Raw genomic sequence first — 24,685 nt, forward strand, 5'->3', positions numbered from 1 at the left:
ACTGTTGCCGGTGTGTGAAGGGGCCGAAATTCCAGGAGGGCGGCGGACGGCCGGTGGTTATCATCCGCTGTGACCCCGACGACCGCCCCACCTCAGCTCTGGCAGCGCATATTCGCCGACCTCACCCCGCTGAGCGCATCCGCGGACTACCGGCGGCTGTGGTTCGGCGGGACCATCTCGTGGGTCGGTCAGGCGATGACCACCCTCGCGATCTCGCTCCAGGTCTACGACATCACCCGGTCCAGCTTCTCCGTCGGGCTCGTCGGTCTCTTCTCGCTCGTCCCGCTCGTCGTCTTCGGCCTCTACGGCGGTGCGATCGCCGACACCGTGGACCGGCGCAAGCTCGGCCTCTACAGCTCGATGGGCGCCGCCGTCCTGTCGGTCGTGCTCGCCGCCGCCGCGCTGCTCGACTTCCACCGCGTCTGGTTCCTGTACGCCGTCGTCGCGCTCCAGTCGGTCTGCGGGGCGCTCACCGGACCGGCGCGGTCCGCCATGATCCCGAGGCTGCTCCCGGTCGAGCAGCTGCCCGCCGCCAACGCCCTGAACTCGATGACGATGACCTTCGGTTCGATGGTCGGCCCGGCTCTCGGCGGGGTCATCGTCACCGTCGCGGGCTACGGGACGGCCTATCTGATCGACGTCGTCACCTTCGGCGCCGCGCTCTACGCGATGTGGAAGCTGCCGCCGATGAAGCCCGACCGGGCCGAGGGCGCCCGGGGAAGGGCCTCCGTGCTCGACGGACTGCGCTTCCTCGGCACCCGGCCGAACATCCGGATGACCTTCTTCTCCGACCTGGCCGCCATGGTGCTCGCCCAGCCCAAGGCGCTGTTCCCGGCCATCGCCGTGCTCTGGTACGGCGGCGGCCCCGGTACGGTCGGCCTGCTGGTCGCCGCGCTGGCCGCCGGGGCGCTGCTCGGCGGGCTGTTCTCCGGCTGGCAGGGTCGCATCCGCCGGCACGGGCTGGCGATCCTGCTGGCCGTCGCCGGTTGGGGGCTGGCCGTCGCGGCGTTCGGGCTCACCCGGAACCTGTGGCTCGGCATGTTCTTCCTGGCCCTGGCCGGGTACGCGGACACCGCCTCGATGGTGTTCCGCACGACCATGCTCCAGGCCGCCACCCCCCGACGACATGCGGGGCCGCTTGCAGGGCGTCTTCATCATCGTCGTCGCGGGCGGGCCCCGGCTCGGCGACTTCCTCGCCGGGACCGCCGCCGACCTGATCTCCCCGGCCGTGGCCGTCACGGGCGGCGGGTTGGTCTGCGTACTGGTGCTGGGTCTGCTCGCGCTGCGGTGGCGCAACTTCGCCCGGTACGACGCCCGGTCCCCCCAGGCCTGACGCACGCCCCTACGCGTCCACCGGCTCCCGGGTGCGGTCGCCGCCCTCGGAACCGGTGTTGACGGTGCCGGTCGGTTCGAAGAGCAGGATCTGTGCCTCCTCCTCCGCTGCCGGGCAGTGTTCGACCCCGCGCGGGACCACGTACAGCTCGCCGGGGCCCAGGACCACGTCCCCGTCGCGCAGGCGGATCGTCAGGGTGCCCTCGACCACCAGGAAGAGCTCGTCGGTGTCCTCGTGGGCGTGCCAGACGAATTCCCCCTGGAGCCGGGCGGCCTTGACCTCGTAGTCGTTGATGCGGGCGATGCGCCGCGGGGCCCACTGCTCGGTGAAACCGGCCAGCTTCTCGGCGATGTTGACCTTGTGTGTCGTCATGCGGACAGCCTGTCGGCCCGCCCGCGGGCGGTCTTGTACGTTCCTGACATGGCTGCGATACGTCCGCCCAGCACCGTGTCCGCCTGGCAGCCGGCGGTGCCCGGCATCGCCGAGGTCTTCCACGCCCGCTTCACCGAGCACGCGTACCCGGCGCACGTGCACGACACCTGGGCGCTGATGATCCTCGACGGCGGACGGGTGGACTTCGCCCTCGACGGGGAACGGCACGGCCTCGGGGTGTCGCAGGCGGTGGTCCTGCTGCCGCCCGGGGTGAGCCACGACGGGCGGACCGTGACCGAGGCCGGTTTCCGCAAGCGCGTGCTGTACCTGGACACCTCGGTGCTCCCGGAGCGGCTGACGGGGGCCGCCGTCGACGCCCCGCTGCTGGCCGACCCCGTGCTCCGCGAGCGCGTGCACGGGCTGCACCTGGCGCTCGCGGAACGGGACCCCTTCGAGGCACAGTCGCGCCTGGCCTTCGTACGGGAGCGGCTGCACCGTCGGCTGGCGGGGCGCGCGGCCGAAGGGCCGGAGCCGGGTCCGGGTCCGGGGTCGGGCGCGCGGGTCGCCGTACGGTTGCGCGAGCTGCTCGACGCGCGGGTGGCCGAGGGGATCACCCTGGAGGAGGCCTCGGTCGAGCTCGGGCACCTGCACACCACGCACCTGATCCGGAGCTTCAAGGCGGCGTACGGGCTGCCGCCGCACGCGTACCTGACCGCGCGGCGGGTGGCGCTGGCGCGGCGGCTGCTGCTCGCGGGGGTGCGGCCGGCCGAGGCGGCGGTGGCGGCGGGGTTCTACGACCAGGCGCACCTGACCCGGCACTTCGGGCGGCACGTCGGGATCAGTCCGGCGAGGTTCGCTCGTTCCGGCCGGTCGTGAAGGGAAGTCGGCCGGTTCGTTGCCTTCCTGTTTCAAGGCCTTCCGCTTTCTTTCGATTCGACATATGACAGTTCGGCAGTCCGCGTGGTTCCGCACAGCCCGCACCCGCACCACCCCCACCTGCTGAACCAGGAGGAAGGCCGTCATGCGCCTTCGTACGCTCGCCGCCGCCGCGGCAGCCACCGCCGCACTCGCCGGAACGCTCGCCCCGCCCGCCGTGGCGGCCGGGGCCCCGAAGGGGAACCGGTCCTGCTCGCCCTACCTGTCCGTCGCGGGCTTCTCCGACGCGCTCGACAAGACCACGATCGACGGGCGCCCGGTCGGTGGCATCTCCGGTCTCGCCGTCGACCGGGACGGCACGATCGCCGCCGTCTCCGACAAGTCGGCGCTGTACTCGCTGAAGGTGGGGCGCGGGGACACCCCGAAGGCCACGGCCACCCAGCGGCTGCCGCTGACGGACGGCGCCGGGCAGCCGCTGGACTCCGAGGGGATAGTCGTCGACCGGGACGGCTCGTACCTGGTCACGGACGAGTTCGCGCCCGCGATCCGGCGCTACGGCCGGACCGGTGAGGTGCTGGGCACGCTGCCGGTCCCGGACGCCTTCCGGCTCGCGCCGCAGGGGCGGGCGACCGCGAACCAGACCTTCGAGTCGCTGACCCTGCTGCCCGGCGGACGCACCCTGGTGGCGGGCGTCGAGGGGGCGCTGGCCGGTGACGGCAAGGACGCGCAGGGCCGGACACTGCAGCGGATCCAGACCTGGGAGCGGCGCGGGACCGGCGAGTTCGTCCTCGGCCGGCAGTACGCCTACCCGGTGGATCCCGGGCACGGGCTGGTGGAGCTCGCGCCGACGCGAGACGGCCGGCTGATCGTGCTGGAGCGGGGCTTCACCCGGGAGTTCGCGATCACCGTACGGCTGTACGTTGCCGATCCCCTGGGCGCCACGGACACCTCCGGGGTGGAGGTGCTGACGGAGGGCGCGGGCCTGCGGGCCGCGCGCAAGACGGCGATCGGCGACTTCGACGACTGCCCGACGCTGGGGGCGCCGTCGAAGCTTCCGCAGAACCACCCGCTCGTGGACAACGTCGAAGGCATGGTGGTCACGGACCACGACGGGACCGGGCGCGTACGGCTGCTGCTGGCCAGCGACGACAACGAGCTCGCCCAGCAGGTGACGCGGCTGTACCGGGTGGACGTCCGGCTGTCGCAGCGCCGGGACGGGCGGCGTTAGACGGCCCGGGCCCGGTCGGCCGGGCCGACGATGCCGCGGGCGACCCCCAGGGCGACCAGGTCCTGGGGGCGGACGCGGAGTTGGTCCGCCGTGGCGGGCGCGGCCGTCGGGGGTCGCTTGAGGATGGCCGCCGCCAGTTCCGGGGCGATCACCGAGAAGTAGCTGTCCGGGGTGACCCAGGTGTTTCCCGGCGCGGCCAGCGCGAGGGCGCCGCCCGAGCCGCCCTCGCCGATCAGCAGGGTGGTCACGGGGACGGTGGCCGCGGCCACCGCCGCGAAGGTGTCCGCGATGGCCGCGCCCGCGCCCGCGTGTTCGGCGGCGGCGTCGTTGGCCGCGCCCGGGGTGTCCACCAGGGTGAGCACCGGGACGCCGAGCCGGTCCGCGAGGCGGATGACACGGGCGGCCGTACGGTAGCCCGCCGGGCGGGTGGCGGTGCCGCACTGGGCGGCGTAGGCGACGGCCCGGCCCTCGCGCAGCCCGAATCCGCACAGCATGCCGGGGTCTGTGCCGCCCGCCCGGTCCCCGGACAGGGACAGGCGGAGCTCGAAGTACGCGTCCAGGTACGCGGCGGCGTGCGGCCGGTCGGGGTGCCGGGCCTGTAGGACGGCGTCCCATCCGGTCCGCGGCGGGCTTGCGTCCGCCAGCGCGGCCGGCGGCTCGACCGGCCCCGCGGGGCGGGGCGCGGTCAGTACGCGGAGCCAGTCGGCGAGGGTTCCCGGCAGCTCGGCGGCGGGCACCACGGCGTCCACGTGGCCGGCGGCGTACTGCCCTTCGGCGCCGTAGGCCGCCGGATCCGCGTCCGCCGGACGCACCCGGGACCCGGCGAAGCCGACCTGGGCTCCGGGGAGCGCGAGGACCACATCGGCCCCGGCCCCCAGGGTGGCCCAGCCGCCGCCCGTGGTCGGATCGCGCAGGACGGCGAGCTGCGGGAGCCCCGCGGCCCGGGTCAGGACGCACTGGCGGGCCACGCGCTGGAGCTGGGTGAGGGCGAGCATGCCCTCCTGCATCCGGGAGCCGCCGGTGGCGATGAGCGAGACGAGGGGGAGCCGGTGCTCGCGGGCGTGGGCGTACGCGGCTTCGAGCCGGTCCCCGGTGCGCTGCCCCAGCGAGCCGCCGAGGAAGCCGAACTCGAAGGAGACGACGGTGGCTTCGCGGCCGCCGATCCGGGCGGTGCCGGTGACCACGGACTCCTGTTCGCCGGTGCGCTCGGCGGCGCGGGCGCGGGAGTCGTCGTAGCCGGTCCACTGCAGGGGGCCGTCGGCGGGCGACTCCCGGCGGGGCGGCGGGAGTTCGGTGAAGCTGCCGGGGTCGGTCACGGAGGCGATGGCCGCGCGGGCCGAGAGACGGGTCGTCACGGGTTCACCCCAGGTCGGGTCGTAGGTCGACGGTCGACGGTCATCGAAGTCGTCTACGGGCGACAGTACTTGGACGGGGTGGTGCCGTGGCGCCCGGATCGGCGGTGAGCCGGGCCGCTCCGCAGGCCCGTACCCGTCAGGGGGCGCCGGTCAGTGCTCGGGTCCGTGCCGCAGGTGGGTCTGTCGGGCCGGGCCCGTCTCGATGCTGTTCTCGTCGAGTCCGTTGGCGATGCGCAGGCGGCCGGCGTCGAAGACGAACTCCACCGCCAGGGTCCCCGCCGCCAGGTCACGGCCCGCCGGCCGCCATTCGATCAGCGCGAGGTCGCGCAGCTCACGGCCGACGAACGGTTCGAGGCGCGCGTCACGGTGCGACCACTCGGGCGTCGGCCCGGACCCGCCCCAGCCCGTGATCACCGCCGTGGTCCGGATGGTGTCCCAGCCGATCGAGAGTTCGTCGAACTTCGTGTGGCAGACCTCCACCCGGGTGCCGTCGAAGTCGAGTACCACCGGGCAGTCCGCGTACCAGTCCCCGTCCTCGGCGAACCGCACCAGGGCGAACCCCGTCAGCCGTCGGCCGACGAGCGCCGCCAACCGGGCGCCGTGCGCTTGCCGGACCGCCTCGATCCCGACCAGGAAGGACGGCTCGAAACCGGAGATCCCCATGTTCACGGGACCGAGTCTCGCCGCCGGAGGGCACGGGGGCCAAACCCTCGGCCGGCCGGTCACGGGAGCGGGAGGGCGATCTTCACCGCGTACGCGGCGACCAGGCCGTAGCCGAGGCGGAAGGTCCAGATGCGGGCGCCGTCCGGGACGCGGGTGCCGGCGAGGGAGCCGAGCGTCACGAGCGCCTGCTGCCAGAGGAGGGAGGCGGCGCCGACACCGAGGAGGAAGGCGGCGCCGGCCGCTCCGGTGCCCAGGGCGGCGCCCTGGGCGGTGGTGAGGGCGGCGAAGTAGAGGGCGGTCGTGGGGTTGAGCGCGGTGAGGCCGACGTACCGGGCGAAGGCCTTGACCGGCCGGGCCGGCGGCGGGGCGGACGCCGGAGCGGAGGCGGGGGTGGGGGCGGACGCCGGGGCCGGGTCCGAGGCTCGGGCGGGGGAGGCCCCGTAGAGGCCGCGCGCCGCGATGACCAGCAGGATCACCGCCGAGGCCAGCCGGACCCAGGCCTCGACCGGGGAGACGTGGGAGGCCACCCAGGGCCCCAGGGTGGTGGCGAGGGCCGCGTAGCCGAGGTCGACCGCCGCGATTCCCGCGGCCGCGGCCACGGCCGTGCGGCGGTCGCGCATCGCCTCCTGCAGCAGCAGTACGCTCATCGCCCCCATGGGCATCGCCACGCCCAGGCCCGCGGCCGCGCCCGCCAGCGTCGGCGTCATCAGTTCGTTCATGGGGCGAGCGTCGGGCCCGGCCTTCGGGGGACGAGCGCGCATACCGGGCCCGGCTGCGAGAATCGCGGTATGGACCGCCTCGACAGGGAAATCCTCGGCATCCTGCAGCAGGATGCGCGGATCTCGTACCGGGACCTGGGAGTCCGCGTCGGCCTCAGCGCCAACGCCACCGCCGACCGGGTCCGACGGATGCGCCGCGAAGGGGTGATCCGCGGGTTCACCACGATCGTGGACCCGGCGGCCGACACCGCCGGCGGGCTCGTCGTCTTCATCGACGTCACCCTGCGCCAGGACACCACCAACGAGGAGTTCGAGCGGCAGGTCGCCAAGCTCTCCGGGATCACCGAGGTCGTGCACGTGACCGGCGAGCACGACTACCTCGTACGCGCCCGGGCCGCCGACCCCGCCGCCCTCGACGGGCTGCTCCGCCGCATGAAACGGGAGGCGGGGGTGGCCCAGTCCAACACCCGGATCGCCCTGCGCGCGGCCACCCGACCGGGCCCGTACTAGGCCCTGTCGGGGAAGGGAGATCGGGTCACCCGGCCGCCGCGTAGCAGTGCACGGTCACCGTCCGCCCCGGGCTCCACCGCTGCTCGACCGTGGCCAGCAACTCCCAGCCCAGCCGCTCGTAGAGGGCCACCGCCGAGGCGTCGGAGGCCACGACGTCGAGCACGGGATGCAGATCGCGCTCCCGCGCCTCCCGGGTCACCCGGGCCATCAGGAGCGCACCGATCCCGTGGCCCCGGGCCGCCGGAGCGACGAACAGGCGGCCGACCACGGCGGTCGCCGCACGGCTCGCGCCCTCGCGGCTGCTCCACAGCGCGGGCGCCGCATCGTCCGCCGCGCTGCGGGACAGGGCGACGTGACCGACGATCCGCCCGTCCAGCTCCGCCACCCAGGCCGCGAGCAGCGCCGGCCCGGACAGCCAGCCGCCGGGGTGGTCCGGCCAGTTCACCGGGTAGCCGTCCTGCTCGTGGACCTCGGCGAGCACCTGGACGCACGCACCGAGGTCGGCGTCCGTCCGACGCCGGACGTCCCGGACGTGCCGGACCTCGGGTTCGCCGGCTGCGGGAGCACTCTCGTCGTTCACCGGATCATGGAAGCACGGCCGCGGAGCAGAGGGCCGTGACCAGCCCTTTCCGATGCACGCCCGCGGGCGCTACAGCGCCGACTCCCACGTCACCGTCGTACCCCGCGCGCCCGAATCCGTACGGCCGTCGTCCGCCACCGTCAGGCGGACCCGGGACGGGCCCGCCTCCACCTGCACGTCGATGGAGGTGATCTCGCCGCGCCGGTGCGCCGCGGCCAGGGCGCCGCGCAGGGCCCCGAGCAGGTCGCCCGCCACCGGATCCGGCAGCAGGGCGTCCACCGCGCCCACGAAGTGCACCGACGGTTGGAAGCCGAGCACGGCCGCCGCCCCGCCCGTCTCGCGCAGCACCCGCCCCCGGAAGGTCGTCGGGGCGTCGGTCGGCGGCTGCTGGAGGGCGAAGATGGCCGTCCGGACCTCCTGGATGGTGGAGTCGAGCTCGTCCACGGCCCGACTGAGCTCGTCGCCCACCGTGTCTCCCGACGGGGCGTTCGCCGCTCGCCGCCGGGTGCTCTCCAGCATCATCTCGGTGGCGAAGAGCCGCTGGACCACCAGGTCGTGCAGGTCCCGCGCGATCCGGTCGCGGTCCTCGTACACCGCCAGCTGCTCCCGGTCGTGCTGGGCGTCCGCGAGTACGAGGGCCAGCGCGGCCTGGGAGGCGAACTGCGAAGCGAGCAGCCGGTCCACCGCGTCGTACGCGGGGCCGCCCCGGGCGCGGGGCAGGGCCAGGGTGCCGATCAGCTGGCCGCCGCTCTGCAGCGGGAGCATCATGCTCGGCCCGAACCGCTCCCGCACGTGCGTGGTCATCCGGGGATCCGTCGCCGAGTCGTCGATGAAGACGGGCTCGCCGCCCAGGAGTTGTACCAGCACCGGCGAACCGGGGGCGATGGCCGTCCCCACCAGGTCCCCGGGGTCCCCCTGCGTGGAGGCGGCCACGATCTCCATGCCGCCCTCGGGCGTCGGCTGGAGCACCACCCCGGCCGCGGCGTCCGCCAGCAGCCGGGCCCGTTCGGCCACGCACCTCAGGGCGTCGGCCGCCGGGCGTCCGGCGAGCAGGGTCGTGGTCACGGCGGCGGCGCCGTCGATCCAGCGCTCCCGGCGGCGCGCGGTCTCGTAGAGCCGGGCGTTGCCGATCGCTATGCCCGCCTGCGAGGCCAGGACGCGCAGCAGGGCGAGGTCCTCGTCCGTGAAGGGGCCGCCGCCCCGCTTCTCGGCGAGGTAGAGGTTGCCGAAGACCTCCGTGTGCACCCGGATCGGGACGCCCAGGAGGCCGTGCATGGGCGGGTGGCCCGGCGGGAACCCGGCGGCCCGCGGGTCCCGGGTGACGTCGTCCAGGAGCAGCGGGCGCGGGTCGCTGACGAGGGCTCCGAGCACGCCGGAGCGCGCGTCCGGCAGGTGCGGGATCGCGGCCCGCTCCTCCTCGGTGAGCCCCGCCGTGAACAGATCGGTCAGCAGGACGCGCTCGGGGTCGACGACCCCGAGCGCTCCGTACCGGGCCGCGCACAGTTCGGTCGCGGAGTCCACGATGTGCTGGAGGGTGGTGTGCAGCTCCAGCTCGGACCCGACGTTGAGGACGGCTTCCAGCAGCACCGGAAGCCTGGCCGCTTCCGTGTCCGGCTCTTCGGGCTCGTAGGGCTCTTCGGGTTCCTCGGGCCGTTTCGGTTGTTGGGGCCTCATTCGGCCAGCGGGTTGAGGACCATGGGGGCGATCTTCCCTTCGAGCATCGCGCCGAGACCGAGTACGGCGCACACGTCCGGCCGTTCCGCGATGGCGACGGGCATTCCGGTGGCGTCCCGCAACATCTGGTCCAGGCCCGGCAGCAGGGCGCTGCCGCCCACCATCATGATCCCCCGGTCCGTCAGATCGGCCACCAGGTCCGGCGGGCAGTCCCGCAGCACCTTGCCGATGCCGTCGAGGACGGCGGTCAGCGGGGTGTAGATGGCGTCCCGTACGGCTGCGGTGTCCACTTGCACGGAGCGGGCGAGGCCGGTGGCCACGTCGCGGCCGTGGATCAGGGTGGAGGCCGGGCCGCCGACGGTGAGGCCGTTGCCGTGGAGGGCCAGTTGCAGCGGCCGGACGGCCTGGCTGGGCAGCATCAGCTCGTGCGCGTGGCGCAGGTGCTGGACGACCGCGTGGTCGATGGCCTCGCCGCCGACGGGGATCCGTTGGGCGGTGACGATGGATCCGAGGGAGAGGACGGCCACCTGGGTGGCCGCGGCCCCGCACACCATGATCATCGTCGCGGTCGGCTGCTCCACGGGGAGTCCGCAGCCGACGGCCGCCGCGATCAGGGTGTCGACCAGTTCGACGCGCCGGGCGCCGAGCCCGACGAGGGTTTCCACGGTGGCCCGCTGGGCGAGCGGGTCCGCGTCGTGCGGGGTGCAGGCGGCGGCCCGCAGTCGGGGCTTGCGGCGCAGGGCGCGCCGCAGCTTCTCGCCGAGGAGGTGGCGCAGCATCCGCTGGGCCATCTCGATGTCGACGACGGTGCCGCCGGAGACGGGGCGCACGACCCGGATGTAGTCGGGCGTGCGGCCGGTCATCCGTTCGGCGAAGGAGCCGACGGCGATGAGTGCGCCGGTGCGCGTGTTGACCGCGGCGACGCTGGGTTCGTCGACCACGAGGCCGGCGCCCTTGACGTACACGCGGGTCCTCGCCGCCCCCAGGTCGACGGCGACGTGGCAGCGGCGCAACTGCTCAAGACTGACGGTCACGGCAGATCCTCCCGAGAGCGCTGACGCAAGAGGACCGACGGAAATGTCGGTCACTTTTCATATCATCGCGGGCAATTCGCCCTCATGGCCCGTTGGGCTGCTCCGGCTGGGGGTGTGTCGCGGCTGCATGGGGGTGGATTTCTGTACCGACAGGCAGCACCATGCGCGCACAGCACGCGCTACTCGCGCGTAACAAGGTAAAGGGGAGCCGATGCTGACGGCCCGACAGGGACTGCGGGCGCTTCCGGTGCTCTTGGCGCTCCTCGCACTGTGCCTCGCGCTGCCGGTGGCCTCCCCGGCCCAGGCCTCCACCCGCCGCCCGGTGGTCCTCGTGCACGGCTACAACGCGGATCCGGGTGTCTGGGGAGCCCTGCGCGCGGCCCTGCGCGCCGCCGGGTACACCGATGCGGAGCTCTTCTCCTTCGGCTACGACACCCACCAGTCCGTCAACGAGGTCCTCGCCGGGCGGCTCGCCGCCTACGTCGACCAGGTCCGCCGGGAGACCGGCGCCGCCCAGGTCGACGTCGTCGCGCACTCCTTCGGCTCGCTGGTCAGCCGCTGGTACGTGAAGTTCGGCGGCGGCGGGTCCACCGTGGACCACTGGGTCTCGCTGGCCGGTCCCAACCGCGGCACCTCCACCGCTTGGGCCTGCGCGCTGTGGGACCAGGCGTGCCGGGACATGACCCCCGGGTCGTACGTGGTGAAGAAGCTGAACGGCGGGGACGAAACCCCGGGCGCGGTGAAGTACGCGACCTTCTGGTCGAACTGCGACGAGGTCGTCAACCCGGACGACAGCGTCCCGCTGACCGGAGCCGCCAACACCCCGGTCGGCTGCCTGGGGCACAACGACCTGCTCGGCGACGACGCCACCTCGGCCGGCGTCCGGGCCTTCCTCTCCTCCTAGGCGGTGCCTTCAGGAGGCGCCTTCCCCTCGTCCAGGGCGAACCGCTGGAGCAGGCCGTAGGTGAACTCCGCCACGCAGGGCCGCCCCCGCGCGGCGAAGGCCAGGCGCCAGCGGGTCGGCGCGGTGCCCTCCATCGGCCGGACCGGCGCGAAGGCCCGCGCGACCTCGTCCACCGTCGCCGACCAGGGCCGCAGGTCGTCCGCCGATTCCAGTACGGGCCCCCGCGCGCCCGGGGCCCGTACGAGCCACTCGTTCCACACGGCCCCGTCCGGCGCGGCCAGCACCTCGAAGCGCAGGTCCGGCCAGAGCGGCAGCGGCCACAGCAGGGCCTCGCACTCCAGGTCGCCGATCGTGCGGTGCTCGGCGGACTCCGGCGGACCGAGTACCGAGCGGTACCGGGTCAGGGCTCCGCGGGAGCGGGGCGACCGCACCATCGCCTGCCAGCGTTTGTTCGCCTCCCGCTGGTCCGCGAGCGAGGCGCCCAGCCGGCGGCGGGCCTCGTCGGCAAGGTCCGGCTGGAAGTCGGCCATCCGCCGCAAGAGCACCAACTGGAATCCGGTCGGCCCAAAAGATGTCATGGAAGGAACCATTCCACACAGGATCCTTACGTTCTCGGGATCCGGATGTTGCCGCAGACCACGTAGCCTGCGGGCGCCATGAACTATTGCCACGCCTGCCGGAGGCACCTCAACGGCGCACTGGCGTGCGCCGGATGCGGAACCCCCGCCGAGTACCTGATACCCGCCGCCTCGGCCGCCGTGCCGGCCGCCGCACCGGCTGCCGCGCCCGCCGCCGAGGCGCCCGTCCCCGGACCGCCGCCCGCACCGGCCGAGGCCTTCGCCGACTCGCTCGTCGTGCTGTCCGCCCCGAACGAGCGGCGCGCCGGAGCGCGTCGCCGGGTCACGCACCGGCGCCGCCGCCGGACCGTGCTGTCGCTCTCGCTCGGCCTGCTGATCGCGGTCGGGGGTTCCATGGCGGTGGCCCGCATGGCCACCGACGGGGAGCGCACCGACCGGGCCGAGACCGTGGTGCTGACGGACGACGGGCCGCAGGATCCCGCCCCGCTGCCCGACGCTCCGACGGCCGGTGCGCCCACGGGGCCCGGGAAGGCCACGACGAAGGCCGTCGTCGCGGGTACGAAGAAGGCTGGTACCGCGGCGCCTTCCGGGAGCATCGCGCAGCCGGGTCCGGCCTCGTCCGCCCCCGCGCCCGCGACGTCGGGCCCGGCCTCGCGCACTCCCGGTCCGGGACGGTCCGTAGGAGGAACCGCGTCGGGGAAGCCCTCGCCGAGCGGCTCCACGGGCACGCAGGCACCGTCACCCCCGCCGTCCCCGACACCGACGCCCTCGCCGACCAAGGACTGCTGGATCTTCTGCGGCTGGTTCTAGAGGGTCGTTAGATCCCTGCCGTCGCCGGGGCCCCTGCGCGTGCGGGCCGGACCGGGGCGTACGGGCCTTGGGCGGCCATGGTGTTCTGCATGGCCGTCAGCCTGCGGACGAAGAGGACGGCGAGTGCGGCCGCGGCGACGACGAGCAGGTCGGAGCAGATCCCCAGGGTGGCGGCCGCCGCCATCTCGCCGGGCATCTCGGCGCTCGAGAAGACCGCGCCGCTGATGCGCCCGACGATCGACGCGGCGACCCAGACCGCCCACCAGGCCGTGAGGGGGGCGCCGGAGACCCGGACGGGGGAGCCGTCGGGCCCCAGCTGGGTGCTGGCCCGCCAGATCTGCCGGGCGACGACGAACGGCTGGAACAGGTGGGCGACGGGGACGAACCACCAGCCGATGGCCCAGCCGCTGCCCTGGGTGAATTCGGTGGTCCGGAAGATCCCGCCGTTGACGCGCACGCGGTGGAACCACACGAGGAAGACGACCCCGGTGGCGATGTACATCAGCATCTGGAGGACTCCCGCGAGGCCGATCAGGATGTCCGAGAGGTCGGTCATGCTGCTGGTGACCCGGGCGGGGTCCGCGTCGAGATCGTTCATCAGCGACAGGGTGAAGACGTTGGCGCCGGCCGAGAGCAGGTTGATCCCGCCCGTCACGCACAGGAGCACGACCGTCGCGGTCGCGAGGCCCTGCGGCGATCTCAGGAGGTGGCCGGGCGGCGGCGGGCCGGGTGTGTTGAAGGACATGACGGTGTACCCCCCACGGGAACGCATGACATGGCGAAGGCGCCGGTCCGCTCGTTGGGTGCGGCCGGCGTGCAGGCGCTCGAACGTACTGCCGACTCCGGTGGCGCGTCCAGAAGATTCTTTCGGCTGGTCGGTCGCCCCCGGTCGCCCCGGGCCGGTCGGCGCCCGGGCCGGTCGGCGCCGTCAGGCCAGCATGCGCCTGAGGAGGTCCCGCAGGACCGTCCTTTCCTCCGCGGACAGTCCGGCCAGCGGTTCGCGGGCGAAGTCCAGGGATTCGCGCAGCCGCTCCGCGGTCAGCGTGCCCTCCTCGGTGGGGGCGGCCAGCTTCACCCGGCGGTCCGCCGGGTCCGGGCGGCGTTCGACCAGGCCGCGGGTCTCCAGGCGGTCGACGATGCCGGTCACGTTCGAGGGCTCGCACCGCAGCTTCAGCGCGATGCGCCGCATCGGTAGGGGCTCCAGGGAGAGCATGTTCAGCACCTTGGCCTGGGCGCCGGTGAGCTGGTGGCTGGCGGCCGCGTGCTCGTACTCCGTGTGATAGCGGGCCACGACGTCGGCGATGAGCTCGACGACTTCGATGGTCACTGGGTCTACGCGACGACTGGGCATGGAACCAGCGTACCCATTTACTTGACAACATGAAATATCTAGGCGCATGGTTGTTTCACCTAGTGAAGCAATTCGTTCTGACCAGGAGCGCCGCATGTCTCAGATCCCCGCCGTCAGCCGCGAGTGGCACCTCGTCCGTCGCCCGCAGGGCTGGCCCGTCGCCGAGGACTTCGCCCTGCGCGAGGTGCCCGTGTCCGCCGAGCCCGCCGCCGGCCGGATCCTCGTGCGCAACCTGCACATGTCCGTGGACCCCTACATGCGCGGCCGGATGAACGACGTGAAGTCGTACATCCCGCCGTTCCAGCTGGACGAGCCGATGCAGGGCGGCGCGGTCGGCGAGGTCGTCGCCTCCGCCGCCGAGGGCTTCGCCGTCGGCGACCACGTCCTGCACCACCTGGGCTGGCGTGAGTACGCGGACCTCGACGCCGCGTACGCCGTGAAGGTGGACGCCTCGCTCGCCCCGCTCTCCGCCTACCTCGGCGTCCTCGGCATGCCGGGCCTGACCGCCTACGCCGGACTCTTCGAGGTCGCCTCCTTCAAGGAGGGCGACTCCGTCTTCGTCTCCGGCGCCGCCGGTGCGGTCGGCAGCCTCGTCGGCCAGTTCGCCAAGATCAAGGGCGCGTCCCGGGTGATCGGCTCCGCCGGCTCGGACGAGAAGGTGACGCTGCTCACCGAGAAGTACGGCTTCGACGCCGCCTTCAACTACAAGAACGGCCCCGTCGCCGAGCAGCTGCCGGCCGCCGCTCCCGAGGGCATCGACGTCTACTTCGACAACGTCGGCGGCGACCACCTGGAGGCCGCCATCTCCTCGATGAAGGTGAACGGCCGAGCCACCCTGTGCGGCGCGATCGCCGGCTACAACGACACCGAGGCCGCCCCCGGTCCGCGCAACCTGATGCAGGTCATCGGCAAGCGCCTGCGCCTGCAGGGCATCCTCGTCAACGACCACAACGGACTGCAGCAGCAGTTCGTCCAGGACGTCGCCGGATGGCTGCGCTCCGGCGAGCTGCGGTACGACGAGACGGTCGTCGAGGGCGTCGAGAACGCCACCTCCGCCTTCCTCGGCATGCTCCGCGGCGAGAACACCGGAAAGATGATCGTTTCCTTCACCGGTTAGGCTCACTGCACACCGTCGTGATCGTGGGCGCGACTCACGGCGATTACCAGGAGGATCTTCCTTTATGTCCATCCAGCAGTCCGACGTCGCCTACACCGCTGTCGCCACCGCCGAGAACGGCCGTGACGGTCGCGTCGCCACCAACGACGGCCAGCTCGACGTCGTCGTGAACCCGCCGAAGGAGCTCGGTGGCAGCGGCGCCGGTACCAACCCGGAGCAGCTGTTCGCCGCCGGCTACAGCGCCTGCTTCCAGGGCGCCCTGGGCGTCGTCGCGAAGAACGTGAACGCCGACATCTCCGGCTCCACGGTCACCGCCGAGGTCGGCATCGGCAAGAACGACGAGGGCTTCGGCCTGATCGTCAAGATCTCCGCCGTGATCCCGAACGTGGACGCCGCCACCGCCAAGGACCTCATCGAGAAGGCCCACGAGGTCTGCCCGTACTCGAAGGCCACCCGCGGCAACATCACCGTCGAGCTCGCCGTCTGATCCGGCGCTCGTAGCACGAGGGCCGCACCCCGACCGGGGTGCGGCCTTCGCCGTAAACTGGCCCCATGCGTGATCTTGCGGGGGGTTTCCGGTATCTGCTGGCCGGACAACGATGGGTGTTCCGTCACGGCCGGTGGCTGGGCTTCGGGCTGCTGCCCGGGCTCGTGGCGCTCGTCCTCTACGCCGGCGCCCTGATCGGGCTCGGCTACGGCGCCGACGACCTGACCGCCTGGGCCACGCCCTTCGCCGACGACTGGTCCTCGCCCTGGCTCTCGCTCTTCCGCGGCTTCCTGACCGCCCTGTTCTTCGGCCTCGGGCTGTTCGTCGCGGTGATCACCTTCACCGCCGTGACCCTGTTGATCGGCCAGCCGTTCTACGAGTCCCTCTCGGAGCAGGTCGACCGCAGCGAGGGCGGCGAGGTGCCGCAGTCGGGGCTGCCGCTCTGGCTGGAGCTGTGGGTCTCGGCCCGGGACAGCGTGAAGGTGCTCGCGCGGGTGCTGCTGTACGGGATCCTGCTCTTCGCCCTCGGTTTCATCCCGGTGATCGGCCAGACGGTGGTCCCGGTGCTCGGTTTCTGCGTCTCCGGATACTTCCTGACCCAGGAGCTCACCGCCGTGGCCCTGCAGCGGCGCAAGGTGGAGCTGGCCGACCGGCTGGAGCTGATGCGCTCGCGGCGGATGCTGGTGCTGGGCTTCGGGGTGCCGCTGGTGCTGGCGTTCCTGGTGCCGCTGGTCGCGGTGTTCCTGATGCCGGGCGCCGTGGCCGGGGCCACGCTGATGGCCCGCGACCTCATGCGCAGCGACGAGGCTCCGGCCGCCGAATCCACCCCCGCGGGTTTCGGACCGCCGCCGCCCGCGTACTCCTAGCCGCAGGCCCGCGGCCGCCGCCCCTAGCGCTTCAGCAGCAGGACGGCCCCCGTGGTGTCCTCCCCGCCGTGCGCGGCCGGGTCCGCGGCCAGCCGGCGGCGCAGCAGGTCCACGTACGGGGTGACCAGCTCGGTGCTGACGCCCTGCTCCTCGGCGGTGCGCAGCATGGTGCCGCTGCCCGTGACCTGCATGGTCAGGTTGGACACCACGCCCGAGGTGAAGTCCCGCGAGGTCAGCCGCTCGGCGGCGTTGCCGACGAAGAAGCCCATCGCGCCGAGCCACTCGGACAGCAGCGGAGCGAGGTCCTTCGGGGCGATGTCCTCGCCCTCGATCAGCGCGTAGGCGTGCGAGATGCCGGCGAACATCCCCCACATCGCGCTGAGCAGCGCCACGTCGTGCAGGGCCGCGTGCCCGGGGTCCTCGCCGACGAAGCGGGACCCGGTCGGGACCTCCAGGGCCGCCCGGCGGCTGTCGAAGAGCGCGCGCGAGCCGCTGTAGAAGACGTACCCGCCGGCCTCGGGGACGCCGATCATCGTCGGCGTGGCCATGATCCCGCCGTCCAGGTAGCGGGCGCCGCGCTGCTGGGCCCAGGCGGCGCGGGCGCGCGCCTCGGCCGGGGTGCCGGTGGTGAGGTTGACGAGGTCCTTGCCGGTCAGGTCGATGCCGTCCAGGGTGGCGCCGACGCTGGCGTCGTCGAGCAGACAGACCACGACCAGCGCGCTCGCGGCGACCGCGTCGGCCGCGGTCGCGGCGACGGAGGCCCCTTCGGCGGCCAGCGCCCCGGCCTTGGCGGGGGTGCGGTTCCAGACGGTCAGGGAGTGCCCGGCGGCGAGCCAGGTGCGGGCGAGGGCGGTGCCCATGTCGCCGAGGCCGAGGAGGGTGAGGGAATGGTGCGCTGTGGTGTCGGTCATGACGTTTAGCCTGGTGGCAGGCGGCAGAGCGCTCAAGTACGCACTTCGGAGTGGGTGGTTACCCCGAAGTGAGTGAGCAGGTGGGGAGGGTGTGCGATGGCGGTGGCACGAAGGCCGGGTGCGGATGAATGCGGGATCGCCGCGGCGATGTCCGTGATCGACGGGAAGTGGAAGGTGTCGCTCCTGTGGGTGCTGGATCAGCGGCCCCATCGGTTCGGTGAACTGCGCAGGCTCGTCCCGGGTGTCTCCGAGAAGGTGCTCGCCGCCCAGCTGCGCGAGCTGGAGACCGACGGCATCGTGCACCGCGAGGTGTACGAGGAGGTCCCGCCGCGCGTCGAGTACTCCCTGACCCCGCTGGGCCAGGACCTGAACGCGGCCCTGAAACCCCTGGGGATGTGGGGCAGCAAGCATCTGCTGCCCGATTCCGCGTGAGCCCCTACCGGCGGGGCTCCACCCACAGCGCCTCGGCGACGGCGCAGAGTTCGCCGTCGGCCGTGGCCAGGGCCGTGCCCACGGTGTACTTGCGGCCCGAGGACGACAGCATCCAGGCGTACGAGATCAGTCCTTCGCCCACCGGCGCCGGCCGCAGCAGACGGGCGCCGAGCGCGGCGGTGACCGCACCGGCCGGGCGGCCGTCGAGCAGTCGCCCGGCCGCGTTCCCGGGGCAGTCCAGCGCTCCCCACACCAGCTCGGGCGGCAGCAGCCCGTCCGCGCCCCCGAGTTCGGGCGCGGGCGTCCAGGCCGCGGCGACCAGCTCGCGGCCCGGCACCGTACCGCAGTGCAGGCGCAGCCCGGTGGCGGGCGTCCGGTCCAGGCCGCAGCCGAAGCAGTCGGCCTGGCCGTCCGGCGGATCCGCCCGGAAGGCTTCGGCCGCAGCCACGGCCCGGTCCCAGGACGGGGCTTCGGGCCAGTGCGCGCCGGGCGCCACGACCGGGGTCGCCGCGGCCAGCAGCAGCTCGCCGTCCGTCAGTTCGCAGCCGCCGTCCGCGGTCGCGGCGAGCCGCACCGGCGCCCCGGTCGGCACGGGCCGCCTGAAGTCCACCCGTACGTCCTTGGCGGCGGCCCGGGCGGCCAGTACGCCCGCCACGTAGCCGCCGAAGGCCACTCCCGGATATCCGTGGAGGCGTTCCGGAACCGTGATCGTCTCGAAGTCGCTCATGGCGCCCACCCCATCACACCGCGGCCGTCGCGACCGAAGCCGTCACCACCGAGGGCGTACGGTCGTCCGCCTCGGCCAGCAGGGCGCCGCCCGGGGCCCACACGGCCGAGCGGCCGCAGCCGGTCCACGGGCCGGCCGGGCCGACGTGGTTGGCGAGGACCACGTACAGGTCGTGCTCGCGCGCGATCCCGGGGTGGACGGTGGCGCGCTCGTGGATCCCGTCGCCCGTCCCGTACAGGGAGCTCGCGAGGTGCACCCGGCAGCCGTCGGCGGCGCCCCGGCCGGGCAGTTCGGGGAAGTGGTTGTCGAAGCAGATGCCCAGGCAGAAGCGGATCCCGCCGAGTTCGAAGCGCCCGTCGCCCCGGCCTCGTTCGAAGACGTCCTGCTCGTGCCGGTAGAGGTGCTGTTTCGCGTACGTCGTCACGTGCGCGCCGTCCGCGTCGTGGACCAGCGTCGCGATCGCTGGGCGCGGGCCGCCGGTGGGCAGGGCGACGTTGATCGCGGTGGCGATCCCGGCGGAGCGCAGCGGATCCAGCCGGGGGTCGTCGGCGGCCGTCCACAGGCCCGGGTCGGCGGCCAGCGCGGCCAGCTCGTAGCCGGTGAGCGCGAGCTCGGGGAACACCACCAGCGCGGCACCCTGTTCGCGGGCCGCGGCGGCGAGGTCCGCGGCCTGCGCGACGTTGGCCCGGACGTCGGCGGGGATGCAGGTCAGTTGTGCTGCGGCGATCTTCACCCGGTCAGGATGCCAGCCCGGCCGCGACCTCCTTCAGCAGGGCCAGGAAGGCGAGGGCGGCGGGGGAGGGGGCGACCCCGCGCGGGGTGGCGGCGTAGATCCGGCGGCGCGGGGTGTCGTCCGGGTGCAGGGGGACGAGCGCGAGGTCGGCCCGTGCCGAGGAGGCGGCGAGCGCCGGGACCAGGGTGACGCCGAGTCCGGCCGCGACGAAGCCCTGCTTGGCGATCCAGTCGGCGGCGACGAAACCGGTGCGCGGGCGGAAGCCGCCGGCCAGCGCGGAGTGCATGAGGGTCTCCTCGGGCCGGGTGTCAGCCGCGATCCACTCCTCGTCGGCCAGTTCGGCCAGCCGTACGTCGGCGCGCCCGGCGAGCCGGTGGCCGGCGGGCAGGGCCACGTACATCCGCTCGTCGAGCAGGTGGTGCGCGGTGCAGCCGCGGGGCGGCTCCGCGGAGGTGTCGGCGACGACGGCGAGGTCGAGGTCCCCGGCGGCGAGCAGGGCCAGGTGCTTGGCGGAGGGGCCCTCGGTGCGGGCGACGGTCACGGCGGGGTGGCGGGCCCGGAAGGCGGCCAGCGCGCGGGGCAGCAGGGCGGCGTCGGCGGTGGAGAAGGCGCCGATCCGCAGCCGTCCGGCGCCGAGGGCGCGCAGCGCGTCGAGTTCGGCGCGGGCGGTGCGCAGCCGCTCGCCGACGGCCTCGGCGTGCGGAAGCAGGAGGTGCCCGGCCTCGGTCAGACGGACCCCGCGGGGGAGGCGGTCGAAGAGCGGGGTGCCCCACTCGTCCTCCAGGGTCTGGATCTGCCGGGACACCGCGGACTGGGTGTAGCCGAGGGAGCGGGCGGCGGCGGTGAAGGAGGCCAGGCGGGCCACGCTCAGGAAGACCTCGTACAAGCTGTGCGAAGTAGGCATGCCAGCCATGCTAGACATTCGCTTGTCGCATGGACGAGCCCCGCCTAGCGTCATGGGCATGGACACAGCACAGAAGATCGCGTTCCTCGGCCTCGGTCACATGGGCGCCCCGATGGCCCGTCACCTGCTGGCCCGGGGGTACGGGCTGACGGTGTGGAACCGCACGCCGGGCAAGGTGGACCCGCTGGTGGCGGCCGGCGCGACGGTCGCCGCGACGCCCGCCGCGGCCGTCCGCGACGCGGACCTCGTCATCACGATGCTGGCCGGTCCGGCGGCCCTGCGCGCCGTCGCCCAGGGCGTGCTGCCCGCCCTGCGGCCCGGCGTCCACTGGATCGACACCTCGACGGTCGGGCCGGAGGCGGTACGGGAGCTCGCCGGGCGACTGCCGGAAGGGGTGACGCTGACCGACGCCCCCGTGATGGGGAGCGTGGACCGGGCGGCGACGGGGGAGCTGTGGGTGCTGGCGGGCGGCGGCCCGCTGCCCGGCCCGGTCCGGGAGGTCCTCGACGCCCTCGGCGAGGTCACCGTGTGCGGCCCGGCGGGCTCCGGCGCGGCGCTGAAACTGGTACTGATCAACGCGGCGGTCGGCGGGGTGGCCCTGGTGGTCGAGGCGCTGAGGCTGGGCGGGGCCCTGGGCCTGCCGGAGGAACTGGTCCGCGCGCAGCTGGCCCGCGGACCGCTGGCGGGCGCGGTGGCCCGGGCGTACGCCGACGCCTCGCACTTCCCGGTCTCCCTGGCCGCGAAGGACGTGGCCCTGGCCACGGCCCACGCGCCGCTGCCGATCCTGGAGTCGGTCCACGCCACGCTGACGTCCCGCCCGGACCTCGCGGCCCGGGACCTCTCCGCCCTGCGCCCCTGACCCGGCCGGCGCCGGGGGAAGTTCGCCCGCGGTGTGGATCAACCTGCATAAAATGCCGGTGTGATCTTCATTGTGGTGAAATTCCCCGTCAAGCCCGAATACGTCGACGCGTGGCCCGACAAGGTCGCGCCGTTCACCCGCGCCACCCGCGCCGAACCAGGGAACCTGTGGTTCGAGTGGTCGCGCAGCCTGGAGGAGCCGAACACCTACGTGCTGGTCGAGGCGTTCCAGGACGACGCTGCCGAAGCGCACGTCACCTCCCAGCACTTCAGCGCCGCGCTGGAGACCATGCGGCCGATGGTGACCCGTACGCCCGAGATCGTCAGCACCACCATCGAGGGTGCGACCGGCTGGAGCCGGATGGGCGAGCTCCAGGTCGACTAGGCATCGCCTAGGCGGCGTCCGACCCCCGCAGGAGGGTCAGGAAGGCGCGGAAGGCGGCGGGCATGTCCACCGATTCGGGGGCCAGCAGCCACTGGTACTGGAGACCGTCCATGACCGCCGTCAGCAGCGGTGCCACCTGCTCCGGGGTGAGGCCCGAGGGCAGGCGGTCGCCGAACTCGGCGCGCAGCACCGCCGCCATCTCCGAGCGGACCTGGGCGTAGCGCTCGGTGAAGAACTCCCGGGCCGGGTGCCCGTCGGTGACGCTCTCGCCCAGCAGCGCCGAGAAGGTCTGCACGATGCCCGGGCGCATGGCGTTGTACTCGACCAGCGAGTCCAGCAGGTCCAGGCGCCAGGCGTCGGCGGCGGAGCGCGAGCCGCCGCCCGTGTCCCAGCGGTCGCGTTCCTCCAGCACCGCGACCAGCAGGGCCTCCTTGGTCGGGAAGTAGTGCAGCAGCCCCTGCTGGGTCAGGCCCACGCGTTCGGCGACGGCGGCCAGGGACGCGCCCCGGTAGCCGCGCTCCGCGATCACCTCGACGGCCGCGCGGACGATCTCCCCCCGGCGTTCCTCGCTCCTCGCCCTGACCATCGACCCGGCACCCCTTCCCGTTCATGCGCTGCGCCCTGCCCACAGGACCGTACGGCATCCAAATATCACGAACAGATTACGAACCCTACCGTTCAACAGGTATCAGGTCCACGATGGGGGCACCGCACCGAGCAACCGCACTCAACGAGGAGGCACGGCCGTGACCGATGCCGATCAGGTCCGCGATCAAGTCCGCGATCAGCTGCGCAACGACGCCGTCGAGGCGGCGCTGGGCAAACTGGACCTCGACACCAAGGCCCGGCTCCTGGCCGGCCGGGACATGTGGTCCCTGCCCGCCGTCCCCGCGATCGGGCTGGAGTCCCTGGTCTTCTCCGACGGGCCCATCGGGGTCCGCGGCGTGCGCTGGACCGCCGACGACCCGTCCATCGCCCTGCCGTCCCCGACCGCGCTCGCCGCCGCCTGGGACCCGGAGCTCGCCCGCCGCGCCGGCCGGCTCCTCGCCCAGGAGGCCCGCCGCAAGGGCGTGCACGTCCTCCTCGCGCCCACCGTCAACCTGCACCGGTCCCCGCTCGGCGGCCGGCACTTCGAGTGCTACTCCGAGGACCCGCACCTCACCGGCGCCGTCGGCGCCGGCTATGTGAACGGCGTCCAGGACGGCGGCGTCGGCACCACCGTCAAGCACTTCGTCGGCAACGACGCCGAAACCGACCGGTTCACCGTCAACAGCGTCATCGCGCCGCGCCCGCTGCGCGAGCTGTACCTGGCGCCGTTCGAGGCCATCGTCGAGGGCGCCCGCCCCTGGGGCATCATGACCGCCTACAACCAGGTCAACGGCACGACCATGACCGAGCACCAGTACCTCGTGAACGAGGTCCTGCGCGCCGAATGGGGCTTCGACGGCTGCAACGTCTCCGACTGGATGGCCGCCCGCTCCACCGCCGGCGACGTCCTGGGCGGCATGGACGTGGCCATGCCCGGCCCCACCACGGTCTACGGTCCGGCCCTCGCCGAGGCCGTCCGCGCCGGCGAGGTCCCCGAGTCCGCCGTGGACGACGCCGTGCGCAACGTCCTGCGCCTCGCCGCCCGCGTCGGCGTCCTGGAGGGCGCCCCCGCCGTGGTGAAGAGCGCCCCGGCCCCGATCGACGGCCAGGCGCTGGCCCGCGAGCTCGCCGCCCGCGGCTTCGTCCTGGTCCGCAACGAGGGGGTGCTACCGCTCGACGGGGCCGCCGCCCGCACCGTCGCCCTCTCCGGCGCCGCCGCCCGCGACGCCCGGGTCCTGGGCGGGGGCAGCGCCACCGTCTTCCCCGAGCGGATCGTCTCCCCGCTCGACGGCCTCACCGCCGCCCTGCCCGAGGGCGCCCTCACCTACAGCATCGGCGCCGACCCCTCCGACGAGCTCACCCCCGCCGGTCAGGGGTTCGAGCTCCGGGCCATCTGCCGCGACGCCTCCGGGACCGTCCTCGGCGAGGGCGCCCTGCCCTCCGGCCAGGTCCAGTGGATCGGCGACGACCTGCCCGCGGGGGCCGCGTACGAGACCATGGCGAGCATCGAGGTCCGCGGCACGTTCGTGCCGCGCGAGAGCGGCGAGCACGCCTTCGGCACCCGCGGACTCGGCGCCTTCGTCCTGGCCGTCGGCGGCGAGCGGCTGTGGAGCGGCATCCAGGAGATGGGCAACGAGGCCGACCCCTTCGAGGCCTTCTTCGGCGCTCCCAACGAGCGCGCCCGCGTCACCCTCACCGAGGGCGAGCCCGTCGAGGTGTCCCTGACCTTCCAGGTCCCCGACGTGTCCGCGCTGCCGCTGAGGGCGATCATGTTCTCGCTGCTCCACCTCGGCCCGCGGCGCGACGCCGACGAGCTGATCGCCGAGGCCGTGGCCGCCGCGCGCGGGGCCGACACCGCCGTCGTGGTCGTCGCCACCACCGAGCGCGTGGAGTCCGAGGGCTTCGACCGGCAGGACCTCACCCTCCCCGGCCGCCAGGACGACCTGGTGCGCGCCGTCGCCGCCGTCAACCCGAACACGGTGGTCGTCGTCAACGCCGGCTCCCCGGTGGAGCTCCCGTGGCGCGAGGACGTGGCCGCCATCCTGCTGACCTGGTTCCCCGGGCAGGAGGGCGGGGCCGCGCTGGCCGACGTACTCCTCGGCGACGCGGAGCCGGGCGGGCGGCTGCCCACCACCTGGCCCGCGCGGTTCGCGGACGCGCCCGTCACCGAGGTCGTCCCGACCGAGGGGCGCCTGGAGTACCGCGAGGGGCTCTTCATCGGCTACCGGGCCTACGAGAAGCACGCCGTGACCCCCGCCTACCCCTTCGGGCACGGACTCGGCTACACCGACTGGACGTACGACTCCCTGGAGGTCACCGCCGACGCGGTCCGGGTCCGCCTCACCAACACCGGCGCCCGCCCCGGCCACGAGGTCGTCCAGGTCTACCTCGCCCCCGTCACCACTGCGTCCGACGGCGCGCGGAGCACGACGGTGGAACGCCCGGCGAGCTGGCTGGCCGCCTTCGCGGGCGTCGCGGCGGGCCCCGGCGAGAGCGTCGAGACCGAGATCCCGCTGCCCGCCCGGGCCTTCGAGACCTGGGACGAGGAAGCCCGCGGCTGGCGGCGGATCGGCGGGACCTACGAGGTCCGCGCGAGCCACTCGTACGGCGACACCCGGCTGACCGCGACGCTCGACCTCGCGTGACACGCCGAATGGCCGGAAATCACCCCTGAGAACCGGTCCGGGGGC

Annotated in this window: 27 protein-coding genes and 1 pseudogene; 13 read left to right on the forward strand and 15 right to left on the reverse strand. The window is 73.7% G+C overall.

Annotation, left to right across the window (positions count from 1 at the left end):
• The first annotated feature begins 69 nt into the window (after nucleotides 1-69).
• Nucleotides 70-1,333: pseudogene (locus OG386_RS29055) on the forward strand (MFS transporter).
• 9 nt (nucleotides 1,334-1,342) lie between these two features.
• On the opposite strand, the gene OG386_RS29060 reads toward OG386_RS29055, so the two are convergent.
• On the reverse strand, nucleotides 1,343-1,705 hold the full coding sequence (locus OG386_RS29060; RefSeq protein ID WP_328790550.1) for a cupin domain-containing protein: 363 nt from the start codon (nucleotides 1,703-1,705) through the stop codon (nucleotides 1,343-1,345).
• A gap of 48 nt (nucleotides 1,706-1,753) precedes the next feature.
• On the opposite strand from OG386_RS29060, the gene OG386_RS29065 reads away from it, so the two are divergent.
• Together OG386_RS29065 and OG386_RS29070 are read left to right on the forward strand one after the other, a co-directional pair.
• The gene (locus tag OG386_RS29065; RefSeq protein ID WP_328790551.1) at nucleotides 1,754-2,581 is read left to right on the forward strand and encodes a helix-turn-helix domain-containing protein; all 828 of its coding nucleotides are present in this window, start codon (nucleotides 1,754-1,756) and stop codon (nucleotides 2,579-2,581) included.
• 145 nt (nucleotides 2,582-2,726) lie between these two features.
• A complete protein-coding gene (locus OG386_RS29070; protein WP_328790552.1) occupies nucleotides 2,727-3,809 on the forward strand; it encodes an esterase-like activity of phytase family protein in 1,083 nt (360 codons plus the stop codon).
• On the opposite strand, the gene OG386_RS29075 is transcribed toward OG386_RS29070, so the two are convergent.
• The 3 genes from OG386_RS29075 to OG386_RS29085 all read right to left on the reverse strand — a co-directional run bounded on the left by OG386_RS29075 (nucleotide 3,806) and on the right by OG386_RS29085 (nucleotide 6,546).
• Entirely contained in the window at nucleotides 3,806-5,164 is a 1,359-nt protein-coding gene (locus OG386_RS29075) for a carboxyl transferase domain-containing protein (protein WP_328790553.1), read from the reverse strand. The genes OG386_RS29070 and OG386_RS29075 overlap by 4 nt on opposite strands.
• Nucleotides 5,165-5,314: 150 nt before the next feature.
• Nucleotides 5,315-5,827 carry a hypothetical protein gene (locus OG386_RS29080; protein WP_328793396.1) on the reverse strand — a complete coding sequence of 171 codons (513 nt, stop codon included), beginning with the start codon at nucleotides 5,825-5,827 and terminating at the stop codon, nucleotides 5,315-5,317.
• 59 nt (nucleotides 5,828-5,886) lie between these two features.
• Nucleotides 5,887-6,546, reverse strand: coding sequence for a LysE family transporter (locus tag OG386_RS29085; protein WP_328790554.1), 660 nt, complete (start codon nucleotides 6,544-6,546; stop codon nucleotides 5,887-5,889).
• Nucleotides 6,547-6,615: 69 nt separating this feature from the next.
• Here OG386_RS29085 and OG386_RS29090 point away from each other — a divergent pair, with 69 nt between their 5' ends.
• Nucleotides 6,616-7,056 carry an Lrp/AsnC family transcriptional regulator gene (locus OG386_RS29090; RefSeq protein WP_328790555.1) on the forward strand — a complete coding sequence of 147 codons (441 nt, stop codon included), beginning with the start codon at nucleotides 6,616-6,618 and terminating at the stop codon, nucleotides 7,054-7,056.
• A 25-nt stretch (nucleotides 7,057-7,081) separates the two neighbouring features.
• Here the strand turns inward: OG386_RS29090 and OG386_RS29095 are convergent, their stop codons facing one another.
• The 3 genes from OG386_RS29095 to OG386_RS29105 all read right to left on the reverse strand — a co-directional run bounded on the left by OG386_RS29095 (nucleotide 7,082) and on the right by OG386_RS29105 (nucleotide 10,344).
• Nucleotides 7,082-7,636, reverse strand: a complete 555-nt coding sequence (locus OG386_RS29095) for a GNAT family N-acetyltransferase (RefSeq protein WP_328790556.1) — start codon at nucleotides 7,634-7,636, stop codon at nucleotides 7,082-7,084.
• 69 nt (nucleotides 7,637-7,705) lie between these two features.
• Nucleotides 7,706-9,310, reverse strand: a complete 1,605-nt coding sequence (locus OG386_RS29100) for a GAF domain-containing sensor histidine kinase (protein ID WP_328790557.1) — start codon at nucleotides 9,308-9,310, stop codon at nucleotides 7,706-7,708.
• Complete coding sequence (locus tag OG386_RS29105; RefSeq protein ID WP_030757608.1) at nucleotides 9,307-10,344, reverse strand: rod shape-determining protein; 1,038 nt, start codon at nucleotides 10,342-10,344, stop codon at nucleotides 9,307-9,309. Before OG386_RS29105 ends, OG386_RS29100 begins: the two co-directional genes overlap by 4 nt.
• 211 nt (nucleotides 10,345-10,555) lie before the next feature.
• On the opposite strand from OG386_RS29105, the gene OG386_RS29110 reads away from it, so the two are divergent.
• Nucleotides 10,556-11,248 (forward strand): esterase/lipase family protein, encoded by a 693-nt coding sequence (locus OG386_RS29110; protein WP_328790558.1) that lies wholly within the window; start codon nucleotides 10,556-10,558, stop codon nucleotides 11,246-11,248.
• Here OG386_RS29110 and OG386_RS29115 read toward each other — a convergent pair.
• Nucleotides 11,245-11,826: a hypothetical protein gene (locus tag OG386_RS29115; protein ID WP_328790559.1), complete on the reverse strand. Its 582-nt coding sequence runs from the start codon at nucleotides 11,824-11,826 to the stop codon at nucleotides 11,245-11,247. The two genes, OG386_RS29110 and OG386_RS29115, sit on opposite strands and share 4 nt — an antisense overlap.
• Before the next feature lie 78 nt (nucleotides 11,827-11,904).
• On the opposite strand from OG386_RS29115, the gene OG386_RS29120 reads away from it, so the two are divergent.
• Nucleotides 11,905-12,636, forward strand: coding sequence for an SCO2400 family protein (locus OG386_RS29120; protein WP_328790560.1), 732 nt, complete (start codon nucleotides 11,905-11,907; stop codon nucleotides 12,634-12,636).
• Nucleotides 12,637-12,643: 7 nt separating this feature from the next.
• Here OG386_RS29120 and OG386_RS29125 read toward each other — a convergent pair whose 3' ends face one another.
• Both OG386_RS29125 and OG386_RS29130 read right to left on the reverse strand, forming a co-directional pair.
• Nucleotides 12,644-13,381, reverse strand: coding sequence for a DUF4328 domain-containing protein (locus tag OG386_RS29125; RefSeq protein WP_328790561.1), 738 nt, complete (start codon nucleotides 13,379-13,381; stop codon nucleotides 12,644-12,646).
• A 183-nt stretch (nucleotides 13,382-13,564) separates the two neighbouring features.
• Nucleotides 13,565-13,987, reverse strand: a complete 423-nt coding sequence (locus OG386_RS29130; RefSeq protein WP_266596746.1) for a MarR family winged helix-turn-helix transcriptional regulator — start codon at nucleotides 13,985-13,987, stop codon at nucleotides 13,565-13,567.
• Nucleotides 13,988-14,081: 94 nt separating this feature from the next.
• Here OG386_RS29130 and OG386_RS29135 point away from each other — a divergent pair, with 94 nt between their 5' ends.
• The 3 genes from OG386_RS29135 (at nucleotide 14,082) to OG386_RS29145 (ending at nucleotide 16,457) form a co-directional block, all read left to right on the forward strand.
• The gene (locus OG386_RS29135) at nucleotides 14,082-15,104 is read left to right on the forward strand and encodes an NADP-dependent oxidoreductase (protein WP_328790562.1); all 1,023 of its coding nucleotides are present in this window, start codon (nucleotides 14,082-14,084) and stop codon (nucleotides 15,102-15,104) included.
• A 64-nt stretch (nucleotides 15,105-15,168) separates the two neighbouring features.
• Nucleotides 15,169-15,591: an organic hydroperoxide resistance protein gene (locus tag OG386_RS29140; protein WP_030011104.1), complete on the forward strand. Its 423-nt coding sequence runs from the start codon at nucleotides 15,169-15,171 to the stop codon at nucleotides 15,589-15,591.
• A 65-nt stretch (nucleotides 15,592-15,656) separates the two neighbouring features.
• The gene (locus OG386_RS29145; protein ID WP_328790563.1) at nucleotides 15,657-16,457 is read left to right on the forward strand and encodes an EI24 domain-containing protein; all 801 of its coding nucleotides are present in this window, start codon (nucleotides 15,657-15,659) and stop codon (nucleotides 16,455-16,457) included.
• Nucleotides 16,458-16,480: 23 nt separating this feature from the next.
• On the opposite strand, the gene OG386_RS29150 is transcribed toward OG386_RS29145, so the two are convergent.
• On the reverse strand, nucleotides 16,481-17,368 hold the full coding sequence (locus OG386_RS29150; protein ID WP_328790564.1) for an NAD(P)-dependent oxidoreductase: 888 nt from the start codon (nucleotides 17,366-17,368) through the stop codon (nucleotides 16,481-16,483).
• Nucleotides 17,369-17,464: 96 nt separating this feature from the next.
• Here OG386_RS29150 and OG386_RS29155 point away from each other — a divergent pair, with 96 nt between their 5' ends.
• Nucleotides 17,465-17,800, forward strand: coding sequence for a winged helix-turn-helix transcriptional regulator (locus tag OG386_RS29155; RefSeq protein WP_328790565.1), 336 nt, complete (start codon nucleotides 17,465-17,467; stop codon nucleotides 17,798-17,800).
• A 4-nt stretch (nucleotides 17,801-17,804) separates the two neighbouring features.
• Here OG386_RS29155 and OG386_RS29160 read toward each other — a convergent pair whose 3' ends face one another.
• Genes OG386_RS29160 through OG386_RS29170 form a run of 3 tightly spaced genes read right to left on the reverse strand, consistent with a single transcriptional unit; the run spans nucleotide 17,805 to nucleotide 20,164 of the window.
• Nucleotides 17,805-18,527: a PaaI family thioesterase gene (locus OG386_RS29160; RefSeq protein WP_328790566.1), complete on the reverse strand. Its 723-nt coding sequence runs from the start codon at nucleotides 18,525-18,527 to the stop codon at nucleotides 17,805-17,807.
• Between the two features lie 13 nt (nucleotides 18,528-18,540).
• Nucleotides 18,541-19,260: a carbon-nitrogen hydrolase family protein gene (locus OG386_RS29165; protein WP_328790567.1), complete on the reverse strand. Its 720-nt coding sequence runs from the start codon at nucleotides 19,258-19,260 to the stop codon at nucleotides 18,541-18,543.
• 4 nt (nucleotides 19,261-19,264) lie between these two features.
• Entirely contained in the window at nucleotides 19,265-20,164 is a 900-nt protein-coding gene (locus tag OG386_RS29170) for a LysR family transcriptional regulator (protein ID WP_328790568.1), read from the reverse strand.
• 58 nt (nucleotides 20,165-20,222) lie between these two features.
• On the opposite strand from OG386_RS29170, the gene OG386_RS29175 reads away from it, so the two are divergent.
• Nucleotides 20,223-21,023: an NAD(P)-dependent oxidoreductase gene (locus OG386_RS29175; RefSeq protein ID WP_328790569.1), complete on the forward strand. Its 801-nt coding sequence runs from the start codon at nucleotides 20,223-20,225 to the stop codon at nucleotides 21,021-21,023.
• 60 nt (nucleotides 21,024-21,083) lie between these two features.
• Nucleotides 21,084-21,407 (forward strand): putative quinol monooxygenase, encoded by a 324-nt coding sequence (locus OG386_RS29180; RefSeq protein WP_328790570.1) that lies wholly within the window; start codon nucleotides 21,084-21,086, stop codon nucleotides 21,405-21,407.
• A 7-nt stretch (nucleotides 21,408-21,414) separates the two neighbouring features.
• Here OG386_RS29180 and OG386_RS29185 read toward each other — a convergent pair whose 3' ends face one another.
• Nucleotides 21,415-21,993: a TetR/AcrR family transcriptional regulator gene (locus tag OG386_RS29185; protein ID WP_328790571.1), complete on the reverse strand. Its 579-nt coding sequence runs from the start codon at nucleotides 21,991-21,993 to the stop codon at nucleotides 21,415-21,417.
• Nucleotides 21,994-22,153: 160 nt separating this feature from the next.
• On the opposite strand from OG386_RS29185, the gene OG386_RS29190 reads away from it, so the two are divergent.
• Nucleotides 22,154-24,640, forward strand: coding sequence for a beta-glucosidase family protein (locus OG386_RS29190; protein WP_328790572.1), 2,487 nt, complete (start codon nucleotides 22,154-22,156; stop codon nucleotides 24,638-24,640).
• Nucleotides 24,641-24,685: the final 45 nt, after the last annotated feature.

This window comes from Streptomyces sp. NBC_00273 (assembly GCF_036178145.1).
Classification (GTDB): domain Bacteria; phylum Actinomycetota; class Actinomycetes; order Streptomycetales; family Streptomycetaceae; genus Streptomyces.